We start from the raw sequence: 19,578 nt of genomic DNA on the forward strand, positions 1-19,578 counted from the left end.
TACGCCGGTGTATTGATTCAGACGCCAAGATAGGCATGCAGCTTGTCGGTGTTTTCATCGAGTTGATCATTCGGGATCATGTCGACAACCTTGCCTTGGTCCACGACGTAGTGCCTGTCGGCAACTGATGCCGCGAATCGAAAGTTTTGTTCAACCAACAGGATCGTGAATCCGATTTGCTTAAGCGCGCCGATGGTCCGGCCGATCTGCTGGACAATCACGGGCGCCAGCCCCTCAGTGGGTTCATCCAGCAGCAACGTTTTGGCGCCGGTGCGCAAGATTCGTGCGATCGCAAGCATCTGCTGTTCGCCGCCAGACAACTTCGTACCCTGACTGGTGTTGCGCCGTTCACTCAGGTTCGGAAACAGATCATAGATTCGTTCTACGGTAAGGCCGCCCTCGGCGATGCGAGGTGGCAGCATCAGGTTTTCTTCAACGCTGAGCGAAGAAAATATTCCGCGCTCCTCAGGACAAATCGCGATCCCTAACCGCGCGATGTGACGTGGCTGTGAGCCGATTATCTCGGTGCCGGCGAAGGTTACGGATCCGGTCCGTTTGGCGATGATGCCCATGATTGCCTTGAGCGTAGTCGTCTTGCCGGCACCGTTCCGACCAAGAAGTGTGACGACCTCGCCCTCGGTGACGTCAATATCTACGCCATGCAAAACGTGGCTCTCGCCATACCATGCCTGTAAGTCGCGCACCGACAACAACGTACTGCGTGCAGAAGTCCCGGACTGCCTATCGATATCCGATGCAATCTCATTCATGGCCGGATCCGATGTATGCTTCGACGACACCCGGGTCGGCGGAGACTTCAGCGTAGTTGCCTTCCGCAAGCACCTGCCCCCGGGCAAGTACAGTGATGTGATCCGAAAGCGAGGCAACTACCGAGAGATTATGCTCAACCATGAGAATGGTTCGGTTTGCCGAGATCCGCCTTATCAAGGCCGAGATGTTGTCGACGTCAGCCTGCGCCATTCCGGCCATAGGCTCATCGAGTAACAGCATCTCCGGGTCGATAGCCAGTGTTGTCGCAATTTCAAGCGCACGCTTGCGTCCGTATGATAGGTCGCTGGCACGAGAATCAGCAAATTCCCCCAATCCCACTTCGGAAAGCAGGGCCGTTGCTTGCGCATCGTATTCCGAAAGGATCTTTTCTGACCGCCAGAAATCGAAGCTGTCACCGCGCCGTCGCTGCAGCGCAATGCGCACATTTTCGAGCGCCGATAGGTGCGGGAACACCGCTGAAATCTGGAAAGAGCGTACGAGGCCAAGCCGGGCGATTTCGGCAGGACGCCGCCCTGTGATGTCTCGGCCATTGTAGCGAATGATACCGCGCGTAGGCTGCAGGAACTTGGTCAAAAGGTTGAAGCAGGTGGTCTTTCCAGCACCGTTCGGGCCGATTAGCGCGTGAATCGTGCCGCGTCGGATCGAGAGATCAACACCATCGACGGCGAAGAAACCCCCAAACTCTTTCGTCAAACCTGTAGCGGATAGGATGACATCTGGTGTGCTCGCCATCTCAAGTTGGGCTCCTCCTCCCACCATTGATGCCTCTGATCTTCGAACGCTACCGGTCACGGCTGGGCGAGTCAAAAGATTTCCATTGTCACGCACGAGAGTTCATATATGTGAAAAGTAGAGAGGCCGGAACGGAGGAGGGAAGGGTGCGCATCAGACAACTCGACAACGCGCTCGATCTCATCGAGGTCTTTGCACAGCAAAAGACGCCGATGACGCTTACACAAATTTCGCGAGCAATCGGCATGCCCAAGTCAAGCGCATTCAACCTCATCGATACGCTGCTCACGCGAGGCCTGATATACGAGATCAATGCCCGCTCCAGCTATTACCCGACCCGGCGCCTCTTCGATCTGTGTAAGGATTTCATGGAGGGGGATCCGTTTCTCCAACTGATCCACGGCCAGTTGGAAGCGCTCGCCACAAGCACCGGAGAGACGGTACTGATAGCCTCGCGTGACCCTCATAGCCGGAACGAGATCGTCTACATCGATGTTGTCGAATCGACGGCGTTGATAAGGTATTTCGCCAAGGTGGGAGACAAGCGACCAATCTACACTACATCGAGCGGGAAGGCGATTCTGAGCGGATACCCGAGGGAGGAGCGTCTGCGTATCCTAGCGTCGTTGACCTATGTCCAACACCAAAGCGGAACGGTCACGGACGACGAAGAACTTAATGCGGTGATTGATGCCTCGATCGCACGCGGCTGGTGCGAGGACAATGCCGAGTTCACGCCCGACGTCATGGGAATTGCGGTGCCGATCCGGTATGGCGACAGACATTTCGGCCTCGCGCTTGCCGGTCCGATCTACCGTATGCACGCCCGCCGCACCCAACTGGCCGAACTCCTTCGCATCGCGGCCAAACAAATTCACAGTCTGCTCGCACGTGACAGACCGCAGCCGCTGGTTGACGCTAGGTAAGGCCCGAGTTGCCACTCACTGCCGTGCTCTGTCTCTTGAGGCCGGCTTGGGAGTTAAAATAGGAGGATGGAAGCGACAGCGGCATGCTCAGTTGAACCGCCCTCGGCGCACTGCGCTCCGGATTTCGCTGCGATCCAAGCCGATGTCCCGCAAGAGTTAGTCGGGTAGCGTTTGCAGGTCACAGACCATGCTCCGCTGTCTCTCTGTCTCCAAAACCCAGTGCAGCCAGCTCCTGAACCATCGGGTTATGACGTAGGGATTTCCTAGTGCAATCGCGTTATCATTCGACATCACAATTGATCCTCTTCGAGTGTTTCGGTTGGATCGCGCCTGTGAGCGGCCGACGTAGCCAAACCGTTGCAACGTCACTCAAGCTGCCGCAGCGAGGCCTTGGGCTCCGGCGCCGTTGGTCAACGGTTACCAGCGCCACGCGTGCTGCCCCTAGTCGACCTTAACGGCAACGCGATCGCACAGTGGAAGCCAAACGCCGCCACGCTTCCACTCCCAGACTACATTCTGTCGCCTGTTGTCGGCGTCGAACTTGTAGGTTGCTCTCTCCCCGACGCCTGAAAAGGTCCAAACGTCACCTTGATGCTCGACTGCATATTCTCGGTAGAAGCCATGGTTCTCGAATATGCGGGCAACAAATTCGCCCTGTTCGGTTACACCAATGACGAACAAGGTATCAAAGCGACTGCCTGAAATATCCGCGCGCTCATCTTGAAGCAGGAAGAATTTGCCCGTGTGCCAGTAGGCCTCATGAGTGCTCAACCATTGCTGCCCATCTGTCTTCGGATCGGCGCCAGATTGATCTGTGCCGCCGAAAGAGGTGCCTCGCGCAGTCCATTTCCCCAAGAACACGGATAGCTCGTCATGTTGCGAAGTTCGTTCCATATCGGTCTCCTGTTTTCACAGGGAAATTACTTCGCCAGACGTCCGTTCCAAAAGAAAGGGATCGCACAATCGGTCGTAATGACCTGACTGGGGGTCGAAGATCTAGTGTTCTGCTTTTCGCGTCTAAATGGCAGCCAACCATTCGTCAGCCCACAAAAGCGAACCGTCTGGATACGGCCCACAAGTTGCCGGTCCGCTATGCGCCTAAACCAGACATTCATACAAACTTTGCCCTGCGCCAAAAGCGGGCACTCCGTCAGAGAAGCCTAAGCGTCGATCAAAGTACTCGCAGACATGCCTTTTCGGGATACTTCATCGGTTCCGCGAGATGCCGAATTTCCGCAGATTCGATTTATTCGAAGGTTACCCACAAATCGAACTAGACGATGACCCCGTTTCAGGTTGAGGTCGGTGAGAAATGGTTGACGCACGATTGAATCGTTAGAGAGGGCGCGGATGAACCGCATATATCTGTTGGCGAGCGGTGATCTGCGCGAGAGTGCGAATCGCGTCTGCTGGCCGGCGCAGGAGGCCATGGAGAAGGCGCTGACGGGCGCTATGGCGAAGCTTGGCGCGGAGATTGTCCGGGCACATCACTACGACCCCGAACGCGGGCACGGCTTCCTTTCGTCGCAACGCATGGGGCTCGATACGTTCCGCGATCTGCCGCCGGATGCGCCGGTCGTCGTCGCGCAGTCGGCCTGGCAGTATTCCCATCATGTGCTGCCTGGCCTCATCCACCACAAAGGGCCGATCCTGACGGTCGCGAACTGGTCCGGGCAATGGCCTGGCCTCGTGGGAATGCTCAACCTGAACGGCTCGCTCACCAAGGCCGGCGTCGACTACTCGACGCTCTGGAGCGAGGATTTTACCGATGCGCTTTTCCAGGATGGACTGCGCGTCTGGCTGTCCGACTGGAAGGTCGATCATCTGATAGACCATATCCAGTCCGACTTCGTCGTGCCCGAGAAAACCCGCGTGACAGCCCGCAGGCTGGCGGCGGAAATCCGCCATGCCAAGTTGATCATGGGGGTGTTCGACGAAGGCTGCATGGGCATGTTCAACGCCATCATCCCTGATCACCTGCTGCACCCGACAGGCGTGTTCAAGGAGCGCCTGTCGCAGTCGGCACTCTACTATGCCACCACGCAGGTGCCCGAAGCGGAAGGACGCGCAGTCCTCGACTGGCTCGAGGCGCGCGGCATGACGTTCGATTTCGGCGAGGACGACGCGACCGAACTGACACGGGAACAGGTGATCTGGCAGGGCCGTCTCTATGTCGCCGCGTTGCGCATGGCGGACGAATTCGGCTGCGACGCGATCGGCATCCAGTACCAGCAGGGCCTGAAGGACCTGCTCCCCGCCTCGGATTTGGTCGAAGGGCTGTTGAATAATTCCGACCGCCCCCCGGTCCTGCGGGCCGACGGAACGGAAATCCGCCCTGGCGAACCACTGCCCCATTTCAACGAAGTGGATGAATGCGCCGGCCTCGATGCGCTGCTGACCAACAGGGTTCAGGCTGCACTGGGTCAACCAGTCGAGACGACGCTGCACGACCTGCGATGGGGTGACGAAGACCGCGACGGCAACGCCGGATTTGTCTGGGTATTCGAGATCTCGGGCGCAGCGCCTGCCGCGCATCACAGCGGCGGCTACGCCGGCTCACGGGGCTATCGGCAACCGGCAATGTATTTCCGGCTTGGCGGATCGACTCTCGCCGGGGTCGCCCGGCCCGGGCCGATCGTCTGGTCTCGGATTTTTGTCGCAGGCAACGCTCTGCAGATGGATATCGGAACGGGTCACGCGATTGAGTTGTCGGAGAAGGAAACCCACCGCAGGCTGGAGGCCACCACGCCGCAATGGCCGATCATGCATGCCCAGCTCGACGGCATAGACCGGGACAAAATGATGGCGCGCCACAAGGCCAACCATCTCAATGTTACTTATGCCGACAGCGAAGCGATCGCGCGAGAAGCCGCACTCTGCCGGGCCGCCCTCGCGCAGGAATTGGGACTGACCGTGCACCTCGCAGGGATTGTCCGTCGCCCCAAGTCCTGATGAAGATCCTAACCGATCATGGATTGGCGTTCGCTTAGCTGGAACGTCGATTGCGAGCGTGTGAGGTGTTGGTGAACCTAGGCACGACGCTGCGCAACCACGTTCCCAGCCGAGCGGCGCTAGGATCGGACCTAAACCGTGGGCACGTCGCTGTGATCAATGATGCCGGAGCTAAGCAGGCCGCATAGGAATGTCGAGAGAACTATCATCTGAAAGTTCGAGGTTGAAATCCTTCGTCCAGAATGCCCACGCCGCCGGCACGGGCATTCCCCCACGGTGGACTCGCCAACGCGTAGGAATGCCGAGATCGCATCGTGAGTGGCATCGCCAAACGCGTGGCCTGACCCTGCGGTCCAGGCTTCGGCCCCGCTGAGTGGCGTGCAGGCATCAAATTAGAGCTTGCCTGCGCGCCTAAGCTCGCCATTCTAAAATGAGGACCATTACGACCGCGTCATGAGTACCTTCGACATTATGGTCGCAACCGCACTCATACCGACGGTCTTCATTTCTAGCTTTTTCGGCGAGCACCCAAGTGCACACAGTTCGTGGGTCGCACAAGCCTATTGAGGCACCGTCACACCGGAACCAAAACCCGCTGGAAAATCCCTGAACTTCGGCAGACCGTCTTTGAAGGGTAAGACCGTTTCTGCATAATTTAGATGTACCGACGGCTGAAACGGCATATCGGGAAATACCGCCGCATGAACATCCGTGAGATCGTGACTAGGATGTCCCGTCATTAAATGCCCGCCACATCGTGTGCAGAACTGCCGCTCGCTCGTTCCCGTCTTGTTGAAGCTGCCAATGTATTCCGCACCCATCGTGACCCTGACATCTGCTTTTTGCCAGAGGATGAACGCTGTCAGGGGCGCGCCGGAATAGGTGCGACACGACCCACAATGGCAGTAGCCCATCTGCAGGGGGGCGCCCTTCGCAACGATCTCAACCTCGCCGCAGAAACAGCGTCCAGTGTAGCTCCTTGCATCGATTGTTTCCTGGCATTCGAACGGACCATTCATGCGCATTCTCCTCTTTCCAGATCAATAGAACACCGAGGGCATGTATGGCCGGGTGGGGAGACGGTAATGCCCCTTCGCCATGATTGTCATCGGCTTCGCAACCTGCATTCCCTGGTCCAGGCACCACCTGAATGACGCGGTCTGCCTCGTCGGTAGCAGGAACGAGACGCTCGGATTGACGGCGGCCGCGCCGAGTATCATCGCGTGCATATCGCTCGCAGAGTGTGCCACGCCATGGTTGGCGAGCCAAAGTGAGGGTGCCGTCATGTACCCGACAATCTTCGACGAGCGTTCGGCAACCAGCGGCGAGAGCGAACGGACTGCGTTCTCGATCTCACGCCGGCGTGACACCCCAAGAATCCGCTTACAGAGTTCGTCGCAAGCTTCTACATCGCCGTCGACCATTGGCCTCACGGTCAAGACCTTAGACGTTGTACCGAAAGGCATTCCTGTCATCACTACGACTGGTTCTCGCACTTCGAAGCCGAGCGAGGCGTAAAGCGCCAGCGAACCCATGTTGAAGCCGTCCTGCAGGAGGCGGATTCCGGCCGAGCCATCTGCCTTGTCGCATACCGTCTGCATCAGCTTGCGACCGATGCCGCGTCCCTGCATCGCGGGATCGACCGTGATCGGACCGACCGCCTTAATTGCGTCAGCCTCAGAGAGAAAATTGGATGCCGACACCTTTCCGTCGACCTCCGCGACAAGGCTGTAGACCGCTGGATCGGCGATTAGAATCCTAGCTAAGTCCGTCGCGGCGTCGGGCGTTGGGAAATCGGCTGGAAAGCCATGTCTCGATGCAATGTCGTTGAAGGCCTCGAACATTATCCGACCACACCTCTCGGCATCGGCTGGTGTTGCTGTTCTTATCTGCATCGCAAGAAGATCCCGTTGGAACTTGGAATGTCTTTTCCATGTCGATCAGGACCTGCGAAATATCGAACGGCGCATCGTCTCGCCATCATCGTTTCTGGCGGTTGGGTCGGCAAAAATGCATAGTATCAGGATGCTTGACTGGAACGATCTTAGGTACTTCCTAGCCGTGGCGCGAACCGGGACCACGGCTGCTGCCGCCCGACAGCTTGCCGTCAACCAGTCAACCGTGGTTCGCCGCATACAGGCGCTGGAGGAAGGATTGGCCCTCCGACTCTTTAACAGGAGGCGCGACGGGTACGGGCTAACATTAGAAGGAGAGGCGCTGCTACCGGAAGCCAATGCAGTTGAGGCAGCCGTTCAGGCGCTCGCACGGCGGGCTTCTGCACTTGACGGTGGCTACACCGGTACGCTGCGCGTGACAACTGCGGAGGGAATGGCTATCGGTCTGGTACCTCAGTTGCTGGCCTCGTTCCACGAGGCGTTTCCTGGCATCAACGTGGTTCTGATCATCGAGGACCGCTATAATGACCTCAGCGACGGCCAGGCGGAGATTGCGCTGCGCGCAGGGCCGCCCGGCAACAGTTCGCTAGTAGGCAAGAAGCTCTCGGATCAATCTTGGGCCGTATATGGGAGCAATGGATATCTAGATCGGGCGGGTCGTCCGGAGACGTCAGAGGATCTGAACGGCCACAAGCTGATTGGCTTCGAAGGCACGCTCGAGAACATTACGCCCGCCCGCTGGTTACGCCAAGTTGCGCCCAATTGCGAAATTGCCAGCCGAAGCAACAGCGTCTTGGGTATCTCTTTCGCAGCGCAATCGGGATTTGGACTTGCGCTTTTGCCCTGCCAGATCGGCGATGCCGATCCGCGGCTTGTCCGTGTCATCGGACCTCAGCCGGAACTTACCACTGGCTTCTGGATTCTCACGCATCCGGACCTTCATAAGCACCCGAAAGTCCAAGCCTTCTTTACGTTCATGTCCAAGGAGATCGTCAAGCACCGCCCGATATTGTTGGGCCAGGCTAAGCCGCTGAATCGAAGAACTGCCAGCTTCTAGGGGTGGAAAACAATATGACGCGAAATCCCTCCCCGGTATGCCAGAGCGCCTAAACTGGTCTGCTTTCCGCATCTCGCAAGCAGAAGCTGACCGTCCGGATCCGGCCCATTCTGGTCATTCGGATAGCGGCGTCCGTCGCCCCGAAGCAGACGTTCACCTCCTACTGCCATGCAACGATATGGGCTGCGCGGACTTCATACGCCCCATAGCTAAAGTCCAGAGCGTTTGATCAAGGACGATTCCCGCGACCTTGCGCCTCGCATCGCTTTAATCGAACGGCTTGCCGGCTCCCGATCGCTCGGTATCTTGGGGGGTGGTATGAATTTGGTATAAGCCTTGAAGGGGCACCCGAACGCTACCCAGAGGGCTAGGTCATATCGTGTAATATCAAGAGGTTAAATGGCGCGCCCGAAAGGATTCGAACCTCTGACCCCCAGATTCGTAGTCTGGTGCTCTATCCAGCTGAGCTACGGGCGCGCAGTGGGCCGTCCTTGGACAGCCGCACGGACCGGTCTTTGAGGCCGGCCGCAATCGTGACGTGCTAACTAGCGATGGCGATCATGAAAAGCAAGCGGCAAGACCGAATTCTTTTGCCGACCCTTTCGCAGCCGTCTTGTCGCTGCAGGTTGCGGGGTCCTGCGATCAGCAGGGGCTGTCTCAGGCGGGCCGCCGCAGGCCGCTGCGGGCTTCCTCGAGGCTAACCGGCTGGTCGGGAATGGTGACGGCAAAGACGGTTCTCCCGCCCACGCTCTCGACGAGCTCCAGCGTGCCGCCATGTGCGCGCACCAGCTCCTGTGCGATGGCAAGGCCAAGACCGGTGCCGCCGCTGCGCGCCGAGCCGCGAAACGCCGTGAACAGGTTCTCGCGCGCCTTCTGCGGCAGGCCGGGCCCCGTGTCGGCGACCAGGATGCGGCTGACGCTGCCGCTGCGCTCAGCCGATATGGTCAGCCGGCGCACGACGCCGCCGCTCCCGTCGCCTGCCATCGCCTGCACGGCGTTGCGCGAAAGATTGGTCAGCACCCGGTAGAGCTGCTCGGAATCGGCATCGACCTCGAATTGCGGGTCAACGGCGTTGACGAACTCGACCCCGCTGTCCTCGATGCCGAGCAGGCCCTGCACTTCATCGACAAGCTGGTGCAGCCTGAGCCGGCGCCGCGATGGCGGTGCCTCCTGGGTGCGGCCATAGGCGAGCACGCCCTCCGAATAGGCGACGGCGCGGTCGAGCGCGCGCAGGAGTTTTGGGGCGAAGGCCTGCACCGTGGGGTCGCGCACGTCGCGGAGGCGGTCGCTGAGCAGCTGGGCCGAAGCCAGAATGTTGCGCATGTCGTGATTGATCTTCGACACCGCAAGGCCGAGGTCGGCCAGGTGCTTCTGTTCGCCAAGCGTCTTCTGCAATTGCTGCTGCATGTCGGCCAGTTCGCGCTCGGCGACGCCGATCTCGTCGGAGCGGTCTTCGGGCAAGATGACGCGTCCCGGATCGTCCGGCGCCCGGGAGAAGGCCAGCATCGAGCTGGTCATCGCCCGGATAGGACGGATCATGATGCGGTCGATGGCCGTATAGACCAGCGCGGCGGTGATCAGCGAGATCAGCAGCGACAGCATTGCGACATTGCGGGAGTAGACCAGCATCGCCTCGCGCAGGCGGAAGTCCGGCAGGATGAGCTCGAATTCGGTCCGGCTTTCGCCCACGCGCCCGAACACGCGCAGCATGCGGTTGCCGCCGAAAAACACCGTCTCCAGCGCGCCCCGCATCGCCGCGACCGGCCCGGTCCTGGCGATGTCGACATGCTCGTCGACCTCGGGCGGCATCTCGGCGATCACCAGCAGGCGCGAGACGCCGCCGTCGCGCACCGCGATCGCCTTGGCGCCGATTGCCATCAGCACGTCGTTCTGCACCGTCCGCGACAGGCTCTCGGGGCTTTCCTGCAGCAACACGGTCGAAACCGCGGCCGCGGCGCCGAGGCGTTCCTCCAGCCAGCGCAGGCGGAAATTGGCGATCGACGGCAGGAAGATCAGCACTTCCGCGATCATCACGAAAAGCACGGTCAGAAGCAGCAGCTTGGTCGACAGACCGCGCGCCAGCGGCACGCTGCGTGACGCGCCCCGTGGCGGTCGCTGGTCGCCCGGACTGATCTCTACATCGCTCATGCCAGGATTGCGTTCCCGTTGTCGACGGTTGGCGTGTTCAGCCGAACAGGCGCAGGAAGCGCACGATTCCTCTCACCAGCGGCCTGCGGGTCTGAGGAACAAAATAGGTGATTGCGGCGCGTTTGCCAATTTCGCTCATCGTCGGGTAGGCCATCACGGTCGACGTGATGTCCTGAAGCTTGAGGCCCTGCGTCATTGCCAGCGTCCAGCTGGCGATCATTTCGGAGGCGCCGGCGCCGACGATGCTGACGCCCAGTATCTCGCCCTTGCGGCTGGTCACGAGCTTGATGTGGCCGTCTGTCTTGTGCTCCGCCTGCGCCCGATCGTTCTCGGCGAGGGGCCAGCGCAGGATGCGCACCTTGCGGTAGCGCTTCAGGGCCTGCGCCTCGGTCAGGCCGACATGTGCGAGCTCCGGGTCCGTGTAGGTGGCCCAGGGGATCAGCCCGCGGTCCTTGGCCGGCAGCCTGAACAGCAGCGCCCGCACCACCAGGCCGGCATGGTAATTCGCGGCATGGGTGAACTGCTGCCGGCCGATCACGTCGCCGACGGCATAGATGCGCCGGTTGGTCGTCCGCAGCATGGCGCTGGCGTCGATCGACTTGCCTGCAAGCCTGACGCCTGCCTTCTTGAGGTCGAGCCCCTCGGTGTTGGGCACCCGACCGGTAGCGATCAGTATGTGGCTGCCATCAATCTCTTCCTCTCCGTCGGGCCCCTCGGCGAATACCTTGACGCCGGACTTGCCGCGCTGCTCGACGCGGGTGACGCGGGTGCGTTCGCAGATCCTGGCGCCTTCCGAACGCAGCCTGTCCCTAACGATGCCGACCAGTTCGGGGTCGTCCTTGGAAAGCACCTGGCCGGTGTCGAGAACCGTCACCTGCGAACCCAGCCGGCAGAAAGCCTGCGCCAGTTCCATGCCGATCGGCCCGCCGCCGACGATGACGAGGTGTCCCGGCCGCCGCGTCAGGTCGAACACGGTCTCGTTGGTGAGATAGGCGATGTCCTCGAGGCCCGGGATCGGCGGCACGAAGGCCGACGACCCGGTCGCGATCACGAAGCGGCGCGCACGGATCTCGGTATCGCCGGCGACCAGACGGTTGCGTGCGATGAACTTCGCTTCCGCCTTGATGACGGTGACGCCAAGCGCGGTGAAGCGTTCGACGGAATCGGTCGGCGCGATGCTGGCGATCACTCCGCGCACATGCGCCATGACCGCCTTGAAGTCGATCTCGGGCTCGACATTGGCGATGCCGAACTTCGCGGCGCTGCGCATCGCCTGTGCCTGCTTGCCGGCCGCAATCAGCGCCTTGGAGGGCACGCAGCCATAGTTCAGGCAGTCGCCGCCCATCTTGCCCTTTTCGACCAGCACGACCGGTACCCCGAATGCCGCAGCGGCTGCCGCAACGGAAAGGCCACCAGAGCCGGCGCCGATGACACAAATGTCGGGTGTAAGTAGCTTCGTCATGGATTGCCCTTGCCCAGACCGTGCAAATCCCGTCAGGATTCGCGCGGCGCCCAGACCTTCCTTACAATCGTCGCCAGCGCGGCCACAAGCGCCAGCGCGACGAAGGCGATCGTAATCTCGGGCGTCACGAGATCGGAAACCGCGGCATTGCGGCCGGCACTCTCCGCGGCGACGAGCACGCTGTCGACGCCCTGGCCGAGCCAGGCATAGGCGAAAGTCCCCGGCATGATGCCGATCAACGTGGCGGTGACGTAGGTCCTGAGGCGGACGTCGAAGAGCGCCGGCGCAATGTTGACGATGAAGAACGGGATGAAGGGCGCGATGCGCAGCACGAGCAGGTAGCTGAAGGCGTCCTTCTCGAAGCCGCTGGCTAGCTTTGCCGCGGCCGGCCCGGCGCGCTGCTTGAGAAAGCCGCCAAAGGCCGAGCGTGCGGCGAGAAACAGCGCCGTCGCCCCGGCGGTCGCTGCCACGACCGTGCAGGCGCCGCCGATCAGCCAGCCGAAAAGGAAGCCCGCGAAGATGGTCAGCACGGAGGCGGCCGGGAAGGAAAAGGCGACCGCCAGCGCGTAGAGAACGATGAAGCCCGCCGGCGCCAGGACCGGGTGTTGGCCCACGAAATCCTTCAGCATCGTGCGGCTTTCGCCGAGATAGTGCAGCGTCAGGAACTCGTGCCAGCCCATTGCATAGCCGAGCCCCAGCCCGGCCACGACTATGGCGATCGGCAACAGGTGCCAGTGCTTCTTGCCCTGGCGATCCGCGTCTTCGTCTCGTGTCGTGCAGGTGGCCGGACCTTTGGCCATGTTTGCTTCCCCGATGGTGTTTTGCGGCCGCCCCGACCGGATTGCCGATGCGGCGCCATCTCGCCACATGCCGGTGGCTCGGAAGCCAGACAAGCCAATTCCGCCAGTGTCACCCCGATTTGCTCGATTGTACAACCGTGCTCACCCCTTCGTGAAGTCGGTCGGACAAGTGACAGGGCGCGTCGGCTTCGGATTGACTTCCAAAAACCTTCTTTCTATAAGCCCGCACACGCTCGGGCCTCCAGTCCGGCGCGCTTTGTATTGCGTGCTGGAAAGGACCGGGTCAGCTCCCTGTTACCCAAGTGACAGAACGAAGAAGGGCCGCACTCCGCGGTATTAAAAGAAATGAAGCGTACCTATCAGCCGTCCAAACTCGTCCGCAAGCGTCGGCACGGCTTCCGTGCCCGCATGGCCACCAAGGGTGGTCGCGGTGTCGTTGCCGCCCGCCGCAACCGCGGCCGCAAGCGGCTTTCCGCCTGAGCGAAGGCGACCCGATTGCCGGCAACCGGCAAGCCCCTGCAGGCCGCGCCAGCGCGGCTTCGCAAGCGGGCGGAATTTCTGGCCGTCCGGCGTGGTGAAAAGCGCCGCGGGCGGCTGTTTCTCGTTGAAGTTCTCGACCGTGGCGACGATGCCGCGGCGCGCGTCGGCTTCACGGTCACCAAAAAGGTCGGCAACGCCGTCGTGCGCAACCGCGTTCGCCGGCGGCTGAAGGAGGCCGTGCGCGTTCTTGCTGCAGGTGACATGCAGCCCGGCAACGACTATGTGATCGTCGGGCGCGAGGAACTTCTGACCGTCCCCTTCTCCGATATCGGGGCAGAGTTGTCGCGCCGGCTGCGTGCAAAGCGTTAGGACCAAGGCTTCCCGATGGAAAACAACCGCAATTTCTTCATCACCATCGCGCTTTCGGTGCTGATCCTGACGGTCTGGCAGGTGTTCTACATGAACCCGAAGATCGAAAAGGAGCGCGAGGTCGCCCGGGTCAAGCAGGAGATGGTCGGAGAGCAGGGTGCAGCCGACCCTGCAGCGCCGGCGATGCCGGGCGTCGATGCGCCGGCCGCGCCACCCCAAGGTGCCGTTCCCGGCACTGCGGGCGGCGTACAGAGCGCTGAAACGCGCGAGGCCGCAGTCGCCGCCAGCCAGCGCGTCCGGATCGACACGCCGAGCCTCTCCGGCTCGATCAACCTGACGGGCGCCCGTCTCGATGACGTGCGCCTCAATCGCTACCACGTCACCGTCAAGGACTCGTCGCCGACCATCGAACTGCTCAGCCCGTCGGCCCTGCCGAACGGCTATTTCGCCGAGATCGGCTATGTCGGAAGCGCCGACACCGGAACCGTCCCCGGCGCCGACACGCAGTGGACGGTCGAAGGCAACCAGACGCTGACCCCGACCGATCCCGTCACGCTGGTCTTCACCAACGAGAAGGGCCTGACCTTCAGGCGCACCATCTCGGTCGATACCAACTACATGTTCTCGATCTCCGACACGGTCAGCAATGCCGGAACGGCACCCGTGTCGCTGTCCAACTACGGCCGGGTCACGCGCTTCGACAAGCCCGACCACGCCAGCATCTACGTGCTGCACGAGGGCCTCATCGGCGTCACCGGCGAGGAGGGTCTCGAGGAGATCAAGTATTCCACCATCGAGGACGACCGGCAGATCAAGCCCGGCAAGTCGACCGACGGCTGGCTCGGCATCACCGACAAGTACTGGGCCGTCGCGCTCGTGCCTTCCGGCAAGCAGGCATTCCAGCCGCGCTATGCCTATTTCGACGACGGTCGCCCGCGCTACCAGTCCGACTTCCTGACCGACGCGATCACGATCGCGCCCGGACAGTCGGATACGGTCGAAACGCTGATCTTTGCTGGCGCCAAGGAAGTCGGCAAGATCCAGGACTATGAGACCGACAACAAGATCCGCCAGTTCGACCTGCTTATCGACTGGGGCTGGTTCTATTTCATCACCAAGCCGATGTTCTGGCTGATCGACACGCTCTACAAGATGCTCGGCAATTTCGGCCTGGCGATCCTGGCCACGACCGTCGTCGTCAAGGCCGTCTTCTTCCCGCTCGCCAACAAGTCCTACAAGTCCATGGCGAAGATGAAGATGGTGCAGCCGAAAATGCTGGAAATCCGCGAGAAGCACGCGGGTGACAAGATGAAGCAGCAGCAGGCGATGATGGAGCTCTACAAGACGGAGAAGATCAATCCGCTGGCCGGCTGCTGGCCGGTGCTGATCCAGATCCCCGTCTTCTTCGCCCTCTACAAGGTGCTCTACGTCACCATCGAGATGCGCCACGCGCCGTTCTTCGGCTGGATCCAGGATCTGGCGGCACCCGACCCGACCTCGCTGTTCAACCTGTTCGGCCTGCTGCCCTATTCGGTGCCGGCGTTCCTGATGATCGGCGTCTGGCCGCTGATCATGGGTGTCACGATGTTCCTGCAGATGCGCATGAACCCGACGCCGCCCGACCCGACGCAGCAGATGATCTTCACCTGGATGCCGGTGATCTTCACCTTCATGCTGGCGACCTTCCCGGCCGGCCTGGTTATCTACTGGGCCTGGAACAACGCGCTGTCGATCATCCAGCAGGGTGTCATCATGAAGCGCCAGGGCGCCAAGATCGAGCTCTGGGACAATCTCGTGGCATTGTTCAAGAAGAAGCCCTCGCCGGCCGAATAGGCCGGCGCCCGGGGCGTCCGACGCCGGTGCGCCGGCCCCTTCGGGGGCAGGGGGGCCGGCCCGCGTCTCGTCTACTTTCTGGAACTATTTTCTGCGTCGCGTAGCAGTCGGTCATCCGCATGCCCGCAGGCTTTACGGGAGCGGATAGCGTCGGCCTCGTGGCGAGGTCTGCGTGGCAAGCCGCATGTGCCAGGACCTGTGTCCCGGTCTCAAGTCCGGCGTCAGCTGTTCTTGCCGGCCTTGTCCTCGACCTCTGCTTCGGGCCGGTCGTCTCCCGAGGCTACCTCGCCGTGCCAGCGGCCGGACTTGTCCTCGTAGCTGATGCCCTCGGTCTTGCCCGCCGCCTGCTGCTCTGCGGCAGCGATCTTGGCTGCGGCAAGCGCGTCGCCATGCGTGCGGAAGGTCTCCGAGTAGGTGCCGTCCATCCGGTACGCCCAGCCGCCGTCATGCTCGACGATCTCGTAGGTAACTTTTGTCATCACATAACTCCTGCTGGATTGATGGTCTCGCGCGGGCGCGACGTAAACACTCTCGTCCGAAGGCCGGCATTGTTATCGGGTGCTGCGCCCGGGTGTACAAGCGCGTGCTTGCCAAATGGCCGGACGGCGACATTGTTCCGGTCCTCTCAGGCGCCGCGCACGAAACCGGCGCTCGCCGTGAGCAGGTTGCGGGTGTAGTCGCGCGTGACATGCTGCGCAGCCAGGTCGTCGGCCGACAACCGCTCCACCTCCTCGCCGCCCTGCATCACCATCAGCCGCTCGCACATGTGGGTTACGATCGCGAGGTCGTGGCTGACCATCAGGAAGGTCAGGCCGCGGTCGCCGCGCACCTGCTCGAGCAGGTTCAGCACCTCGGCCTGAACGGATGCGTCGAGTGCGGAGGTCGGCTCGTCGAGCAGCAGGACGGACGGCTCCAGGATCAGCGCCCGCGCGATGGCGACGCGCTGCCGTTGCCCCCCCGACAACTGGTGCGAGTAGCGAAAACGGAAGCCGGCGCCGAGCCCGACCTCGTCCAGCGCCCGCACGATGCGCGCCTCAATGTCGGCAAAGCCGTGGATCGCCAAGGGTTCGAGGAGAAGCCGGTCGACAGTCTGGCGCGGATGCAGCGAACCGTAGGGATCCTGGAACACCATCTGCACCTTGCGGTAGAAGGCCTTGTCGCGCCGTGCGCCGAGCCTCTCGCCGCCGACGGTGATCTGTCCTTCGGCGACGGGCGCCAGCCCGGCAATCGCCCGCAGCAAGGTCGATTTGCCGGAGCCGGACTCGCCGACGAGGCCGTAGGACTCGCCCTGCCGGACTTCCAGGCTGACGCCCTTCAGCGCGTGGTGCCCGTCATAGATGACGCGCAGCCCCTCGACGGTCAGTGCCGCGCTCACAGCGCCCACTCCGGCTTGCGGTCGAGCACCGGCAGCGGGTGGCGGTGCTCGCCGATCTTGGGCATGCAGTTGAGCAGCCCTCGCGTGTAGGGGTGTTCGGCATTGGCGAGTTCGGATGCCGGCAGTTCCTCGACGATCTTGCCGGCATACATCACGATGACGCGGTTGCAGAACGACGAGACCAGCCTGAGATCGTGCGAAATGAAAATAAGCCCCATGCCGCGATCGGCCACCAGCCGGTCGAGGATAGCCAGAATGTCGAGCTGCACCGTGACGTCGAGCGCCGAGGTCGGCTCGTCGGCGATCAGCAGTTCCGGGCCGGCGATCAGCATCATGGCGATCATCGCCCGCTGGCCCATGCCGCCCGACACCTCGTGAGGATGCAGGTCGAAGACGCGGCCCGCCTCGCGGATCTGCACCGCCTCCAGCATGGCCAGCGCCCGGTCGCGCGCCTCGGCGGCACTCACCTTCTCGTGCGTCCGCAGCGTTTCGACGATCTGCAGGCCGATGCTCATCACCGGGTTCAGCGAGTATTTCGGGTCCTGCAGGATCATCGCGATCCGCTTGCCCCTCAGCGAGCGCCGCTCCCGTGCGGAGCTCCCGAGCAGGTCGATGCCGTCGAACGCCAGCCGGTCGGCCGAAATTCTGGCGCTCGGCGGCGTCAGCCCCATGATGGCGCGCCCCGTCTGTGACTTGCCGGAACCGGATTCGCCGACGATCCCGAGCCGCTCCTTGCCGAGCGTGAAGGAGACGCCGCGCACCGCTTCCACAACGCCCGTGCGGGTGGGGAAATGCACCTTCAGCTGTTCGACCGAAAGCAATTCCGTCATTGCTCGCCGCCCCGCGGGTCGAGCGCGTCGCGCAGTCCGTCGCCCAAAAGGTTGAAGCCGAGGCTGACGATCAGGATGGCCGCACCCGGCGCTGCCGCCACCCACCACTGGTCGAGAATGAAGCGCCGGCCCGACGCGATCATGGCGCCCCATTCGGGCAGCGGCGGCTGCGCGCCGAGGCCGAGAAAGCCGAGCCCTGCCGCGGTCAGGATGATGCCGGCCATGTCGAGCGTCACGCGCACGATAAGCGAGGAAATGCACAAGGGCATGATGTGGCGCACGACGATCCTGAGCGGCGACGCGCCCATCAGCCGTACCGCCGCGATGTAGTCGGAATTGCGCACCGTCATCGTTTCGGCGCGCGCGATGCGGGCATAGGGCGGCCAGGAGGTGATGGCGATCGCCAGCACCGCGTTCTCGATGCCGGGCCCGAGCGCCGCTACGAAGGCCAGTGCCAGGATCAGCTTGGGGAAGGCCAGGAAGATGTCGGTGATGCGCATCAGGATCGCGTCGGTCCAGCCGCCGGCGTATCCGGCCACCGTGCCGATCAGCAGGCCGATCGGCGCCGCGATGATGGCGACCAGGATCACCACGTAGAGCGTCAGGCGCGAGCCGTAGATGATGCGCGAGAGGATGTCGCGGCCAAGGTCGTCGGTACCCAGCCAGTGCTCGGCGCTCGCCGGCAACAGGCGCGCGTTGCGGAGATCGCCGATCACCGGAGAGTAGGGCGCCAGCTGGTCGGCAAAAATCGCCAGCAGAATCAGCAGTACAATGATCCCCAACCCGAGAACCGCCAGCCGGTTGGCTGAAAAGCGGCGCCAGCTCACATAGGCGCGGCCGAGCCTTGCCTGCATACGCGACGCCGGTCGCTCCGACAGCAGCCAGCCGCGCATGGTCTGTTCGGTGGCGCTCATTGCGTGCGGGTCCGCGGGTCGAGCGACCTGTAGAGCAGGTCGGAAAGCAGGTTGATGCCGATGAACACCGAGCCGATGATGATCGTGCCGCCGAGCACCGCGTTCATGTCGGCATTCTGCAGCGAGTTGGTGATGTAGAGCCCGAGCCCCGGCCAGGAAAACACGGTTTCCGTCAGCACCGATCCCTCCAGCAGCCCGGCATAGGAAAGCGCGATCACCGTGACCAGCGGCACCGCCGCGTTGCGCAGCGCATGGCGCCAGATGATGTTGGTCTCGCTCAGCCCCTTGGCGCGCGCCGCCACGATATATTCCTGCGACAGTTCGTTGAGCATGAAGGAGCGCGTCATGCGGCTGATATAGGCGAGCGAGAAGTAGCCGAGCAGCGAGGCCGGCAACACGATATGGGCGAAGATGTCACGAAACGCTGCCCAGTCCCGCTGCAGCACCGCGTCGAGCAGGTAGAAGCCGGTGATCGGCGTGAAAGTATATTCAAAGACGACGTCGATGCGACCGGGCCCCGCGGTCCAGCGCAGCTTGGCATAGAAGACGAGCAGTGCCAGCAGGCCGAGCCAGAAGATCGGCACCGAATAGCCGATCAATCCGATGATGCGCACGATCTGGTCGACAAGGCTGCCGCGCTTCACTGCCGCGAGTACCCCGAGCGGCACGCCCACGAGCGCCCCGATCAGCGTGCCCAGCGTCGCCAGTTCGATCGTCGCCGGGAAGACCCGGCGAATGTCGGTCATCACGGGGTTGGTGGTCAGCACGGACCGGCCGAAATTGCCCTGCAATGCGCCTTTCACATAGATGAGGAACTGCTGGTAGTACGGCAGGTTGAGGCCCAGCTCCTCACGCGTCTGCTCCACGACACTCGCCGGCGCGCGGTCGCCGACGATCGCCAGCACCGGGTCGATCGGGATGACCCGGCCGATGAAGAAGGTGACGGCGAGCAACCCGAGGAAGGTCACCGCCACCATGAACGCAAACCGAAGCAGTGCCAGCGCGGCGGCGCT

Annotated in this window: 19 protein-coding genes and 1 tRNA gene; 6 read left to right on the top strand and 14 right to left on the bottom strand. The window is 62.2% G+C overall.

Going from position 1 to position 19,578, the window contains the following annotated elements; all coding sequences use genetic code 11:
* Nucleotides 1–17 precede the first annotated feature (17 nt).
* Together ACT2BZ_RS11520 and ACT2BZ_RS11525 are read right to left on the bottom strand one after the other, a co-directional pair.
* The gene (locus tag ACT2BZ_RS11520; RefSeq protein WP_457941110.1) at nt 18–770 is read right to left on the bottom strand and encodes an ABC transporter ATP-binding protein; all 753 of its coding nucleotides are present in this window, start codon (nt 768–770) and stop codon (nt 18–20) included.
* Nucleotides 763–1,524 carry an ABC transporter ATP-binding protein gene (locus ACT2BZ_RS11525; RefSeq protein ID WP_457941111.1) on the bottom strand — a complete coding sequence of 254 codons (762 nt, stop codon included), beginning with the start codon at nt 1,522–1,524 and terminating at the stop codon, nt 763–765. The genes ACT2BZ_RS11520 and ACT2BZ_RS11525 overlap by 8 nt, the downstream gene beginning before the upstream one ends.
* Nucleotides 1,525–1,670: 146 nt before the next feature.
* Here ACT2BZ_RS11525 and ACT2BZ_RS11530 point away from each other — a divergent pair, with 146 nt between their 5' ends.
* Nucleotides 1,671–2,450 carry an IclR family transcriptional regulator gene (locus ACT2BZ_RS11530; protein ID WP_457941112.1) on the top strand — a complete coding sequence of 260 codons (780 nt, stop codon included), beginning with the start codon at nt 1,671–1,673 and terminating at the stop codon, nt 2,448–2,450.
* 441 nt (nt 2,451–2,891) lie between these two features.
* Here ACT2BZ_RS11530 and ACT2BZ_RS11535 read toward each other — a convergent pair whose 3' ends face one another.
* Nucleotides 2,892–3,344 carry a hypothetical protein gene (locus ACT2BZ_RS11535; protein WP_457941113.1) on the bottom strand — a complete coding sequence of 151 codons (453 nt, stop codon included), beginning with the start codon at nt 3,342–3,344 and terminating at the stop codon, nt 2,892–2,894.
* Between the two features lie 534 nt (nt 3,345–3,878).
* Here ACT2BZ_RS11535 and ACT2BZ_RS11540 point away from each other — a divergent pair.
* Complete coding sequence (locus tag ACT2BZ_RS11540; RefSeq protein WP_457941114.1) at nt 3,879–5,402, top strand: fucose isomerase; 1,524 nt, start codon at nt 3,879–3,881, stop codon at nt 5,400–5,402.
* Between the two features lie 560 nt (nt 5,403–5,962).
* On the opposite strand, the gene ACT2BZ_RS11545 is transcribed toward ACT2BZ_RS11540, so the two are convergent.
* Entirely contained in the window at nt 5,963–6,421 is a 459-nt protein-coding gene (locus tag ACT2BZ_RS11545; protein WP_457941115.1) for a GFA family protein, read from the bottom strand.
* A gap of 21 nt (nt 6,422–6,442) precedes the next feature.
* The gene (locus ACT2BZ_RS11550; protein WP_457941116.1) at nt 6,443–7,246 is read right to left on the bottom strand and encodes a GNAT family N-acetyltransferase; all 804 of its coding nucleotides are present in this window, start codon (nt 7,244–7,246) and stop codon (nt 6,443–6,445) included.
* Between the two features lie 73 nt (nt 7,247–7,319).
* On the opposite strand from ACT2BZ_RS11550, the gene ACT2BZ_RS11555 reads away from it, so the two are divergent.
* The gene (locus ACT2BZ_RS11555; protein WP_457941117.1) at nt 7,320–8,354 is read left to right on the top strand and encodes a LysR family transcriptional regulator; all 1,035 of its coding nucleotides are present in this window, start codon (nt 7,320–7,322) and stop codon (nt 8,352–8,354) included.
* 400 nt (nt 8,355–8,754) lie between these two features.
* Here ACT2BZ_RS11555 and ACT2BZ_RS11560 read toward each other — a convergent pair.
* From ACT2BZ_RS11560 to ACT2BZ_RS11575, 4 genes are all read right to left on the bottom strand, one after another.
* A tRNA-Arg gene (locus ACT2BZ_RS11560) sits at nt 8,755–8,831 on the bottom strand.
* A gap of 180 nt (nt 8,832–9,011) precedes the next feature.
* Nucleotides 9,012–10,502, bottom strand: coding sequence for an ATP-binding protein (locus ACT2BZ_RS11565; RefSeq protein WP_457941118.1), 1,491 nt, complete (start codon nt 10,500–10,502; stop codon nt 9,012–9,014).
* A gap of 37 nt (nt 10,503–10,539) precedes the next feature.
* Nucleotides 10,540–11,964, bottom strand: a complete 1,425-nt coding sequence (locus tag ACT2BZ_RS11570) for a dihydrolipoyl dehydrogenase family protein (RefSeq protein ID WP_457941119.1) — start codon at nt 11,962–11,964, stop codon at nt 10,540–10,542.
* Nucleotides 11,965–11,996: 32 nt separating this feature from the next.
* A complete protein-coding gene (locus ACT2BZ_RS11575) occupies nt 11,997–12,764 on the bottom strand; it encodes a TVP38/TMEM64 family protein (RefSeq protein WP_457941120.1) in 768 nt (255 codons plus the stop codon).
* A 345-nt stretch (nt 12,765–13,109) separates the two neighbouring features.
* Here ACT2BZ_RS11575 and rpmH point away from each other — a divergent pair, with 345 nt between their 5' ends.
* The 3 genes from rpmH to yidC are packed head-to-tail and all read left to right on the top strand — an operon-like array spanning nt 13,110 to nt 15,446.
* A complete protein-coding gene (gene rpmH / locus ACT2BZ_RS11580; protein ID WP_008833937.1) occupies nt 13,110–13,244 on the top strand; it encodes a 50S ribosomal protein L34 in 135 nt (44 codons plus the stop codon).
* 15 nt (nt 13,245–13,259) lie between these two features.
* Nucleotides 13,260–13,613 (top strand): ribonuclease P protein component, encoded by a 354-nt coding sequence (gene rnpA, locus ACT2BZ_RS11585; protein WP_457941121.1) that lies wholly within the window; start codon nt 13,260–13,262, stop codon nt 13,611–13,613.
* A gap of 15 nt (nt 13,614–13,628) precedes the next feature.
* Nucleotides 13,629–15,446: a membrane protein insertase YidC gene (gene yidC, locus ACT2BZ_RS11590; protein WP_457941122.1), complete on the top strand. Its 1,818-nt coding sequence runs from the start codon at nt 13,629–13,631 to the stop codon at nt 15,444–15,446.
* Nucleotides 15,447–15,667: 221 nt separating this feature from the next.
* Here the strand turns inward: yidC and ACT2BZ_RS11595 are convergent, their stop codons facing one another.
* From ACT2BZ_RS11595 to ACT2BZ_RS11615, 5 genes are all read right to left on the bottom strand, one after another.
* Nucleotides 15,668–15,925, bottom strand: coding sequence for a DUF2188 domain-containing protein (locus ACT2BZ_RS11595; RefSeq protein WP_457941123.1), 258 nt, complete (start codon nt 15,923–15,925; stop codon nt 15,668–15,670).
* A gap of 146 nt (nt 15,926–16,071) precedes the next feature.
* Entirely contained in the window at nt 16,072–16,821 is a 750-nt protein-coding gene (locus ACT2BZ_RS11600) for an ABC transporter ATP-binding protein (protein ID WP_457941124.1), read from the bottom strand.
* Nucleotides 16,818–17,651 (bottom strand): ABC transporter ATP-binding protein, encoded by an 834-nt coding sequence (locus ACT2BZ_RS11605; protein WP_457941125.1) that lies wholly within the window; start codon nt 17,649–17,651, stop codon nt 16,818–16,820. The genes ACT2BZ_RS11600 and ACT2BZ_RS11605 overlap by 4 nt, the downstream gene beginning before the upstream one ends.
* Nucleotides 17,648–18,565, bottom strand: coding sequence for a nickel transporter permease (gene nikC, locus ACT2BZ_RS11610; RefSeq protein ID WP_457941126.1), 918 nt, complete (start codon nt 18,563–18,565; stop codon nt 17,648–17,650). The genes ACT2BZ_RS11605 and nikC overlap by 4 nt, the downstream gene beginning before the upstream one ends.
* Nucleotides 18,562–19,542 carry an ABC transporter permease gene (locus tag ACT2BZ_RS11615; RefSeq protein WP_457941281.1) on the bottom strand — a complete coding sequence of 327 codons (981 nt, stop codon included), beginning with the start codon at nt 19,540–19,542 and terminating at the stop codon, nt 18,562–18,564. Before ACT2BZ_RS11615 ends, nikC begins: the two co-directional genes overlap by 4 nt.
* Between the last annotated feature and the right edge of the window lie 36 nt (nt 19,543–19,578).

The sequence above is a fragment of the Mesorhizobium sp. 10J20-29 genome (genome assembly GCF_054130485.1).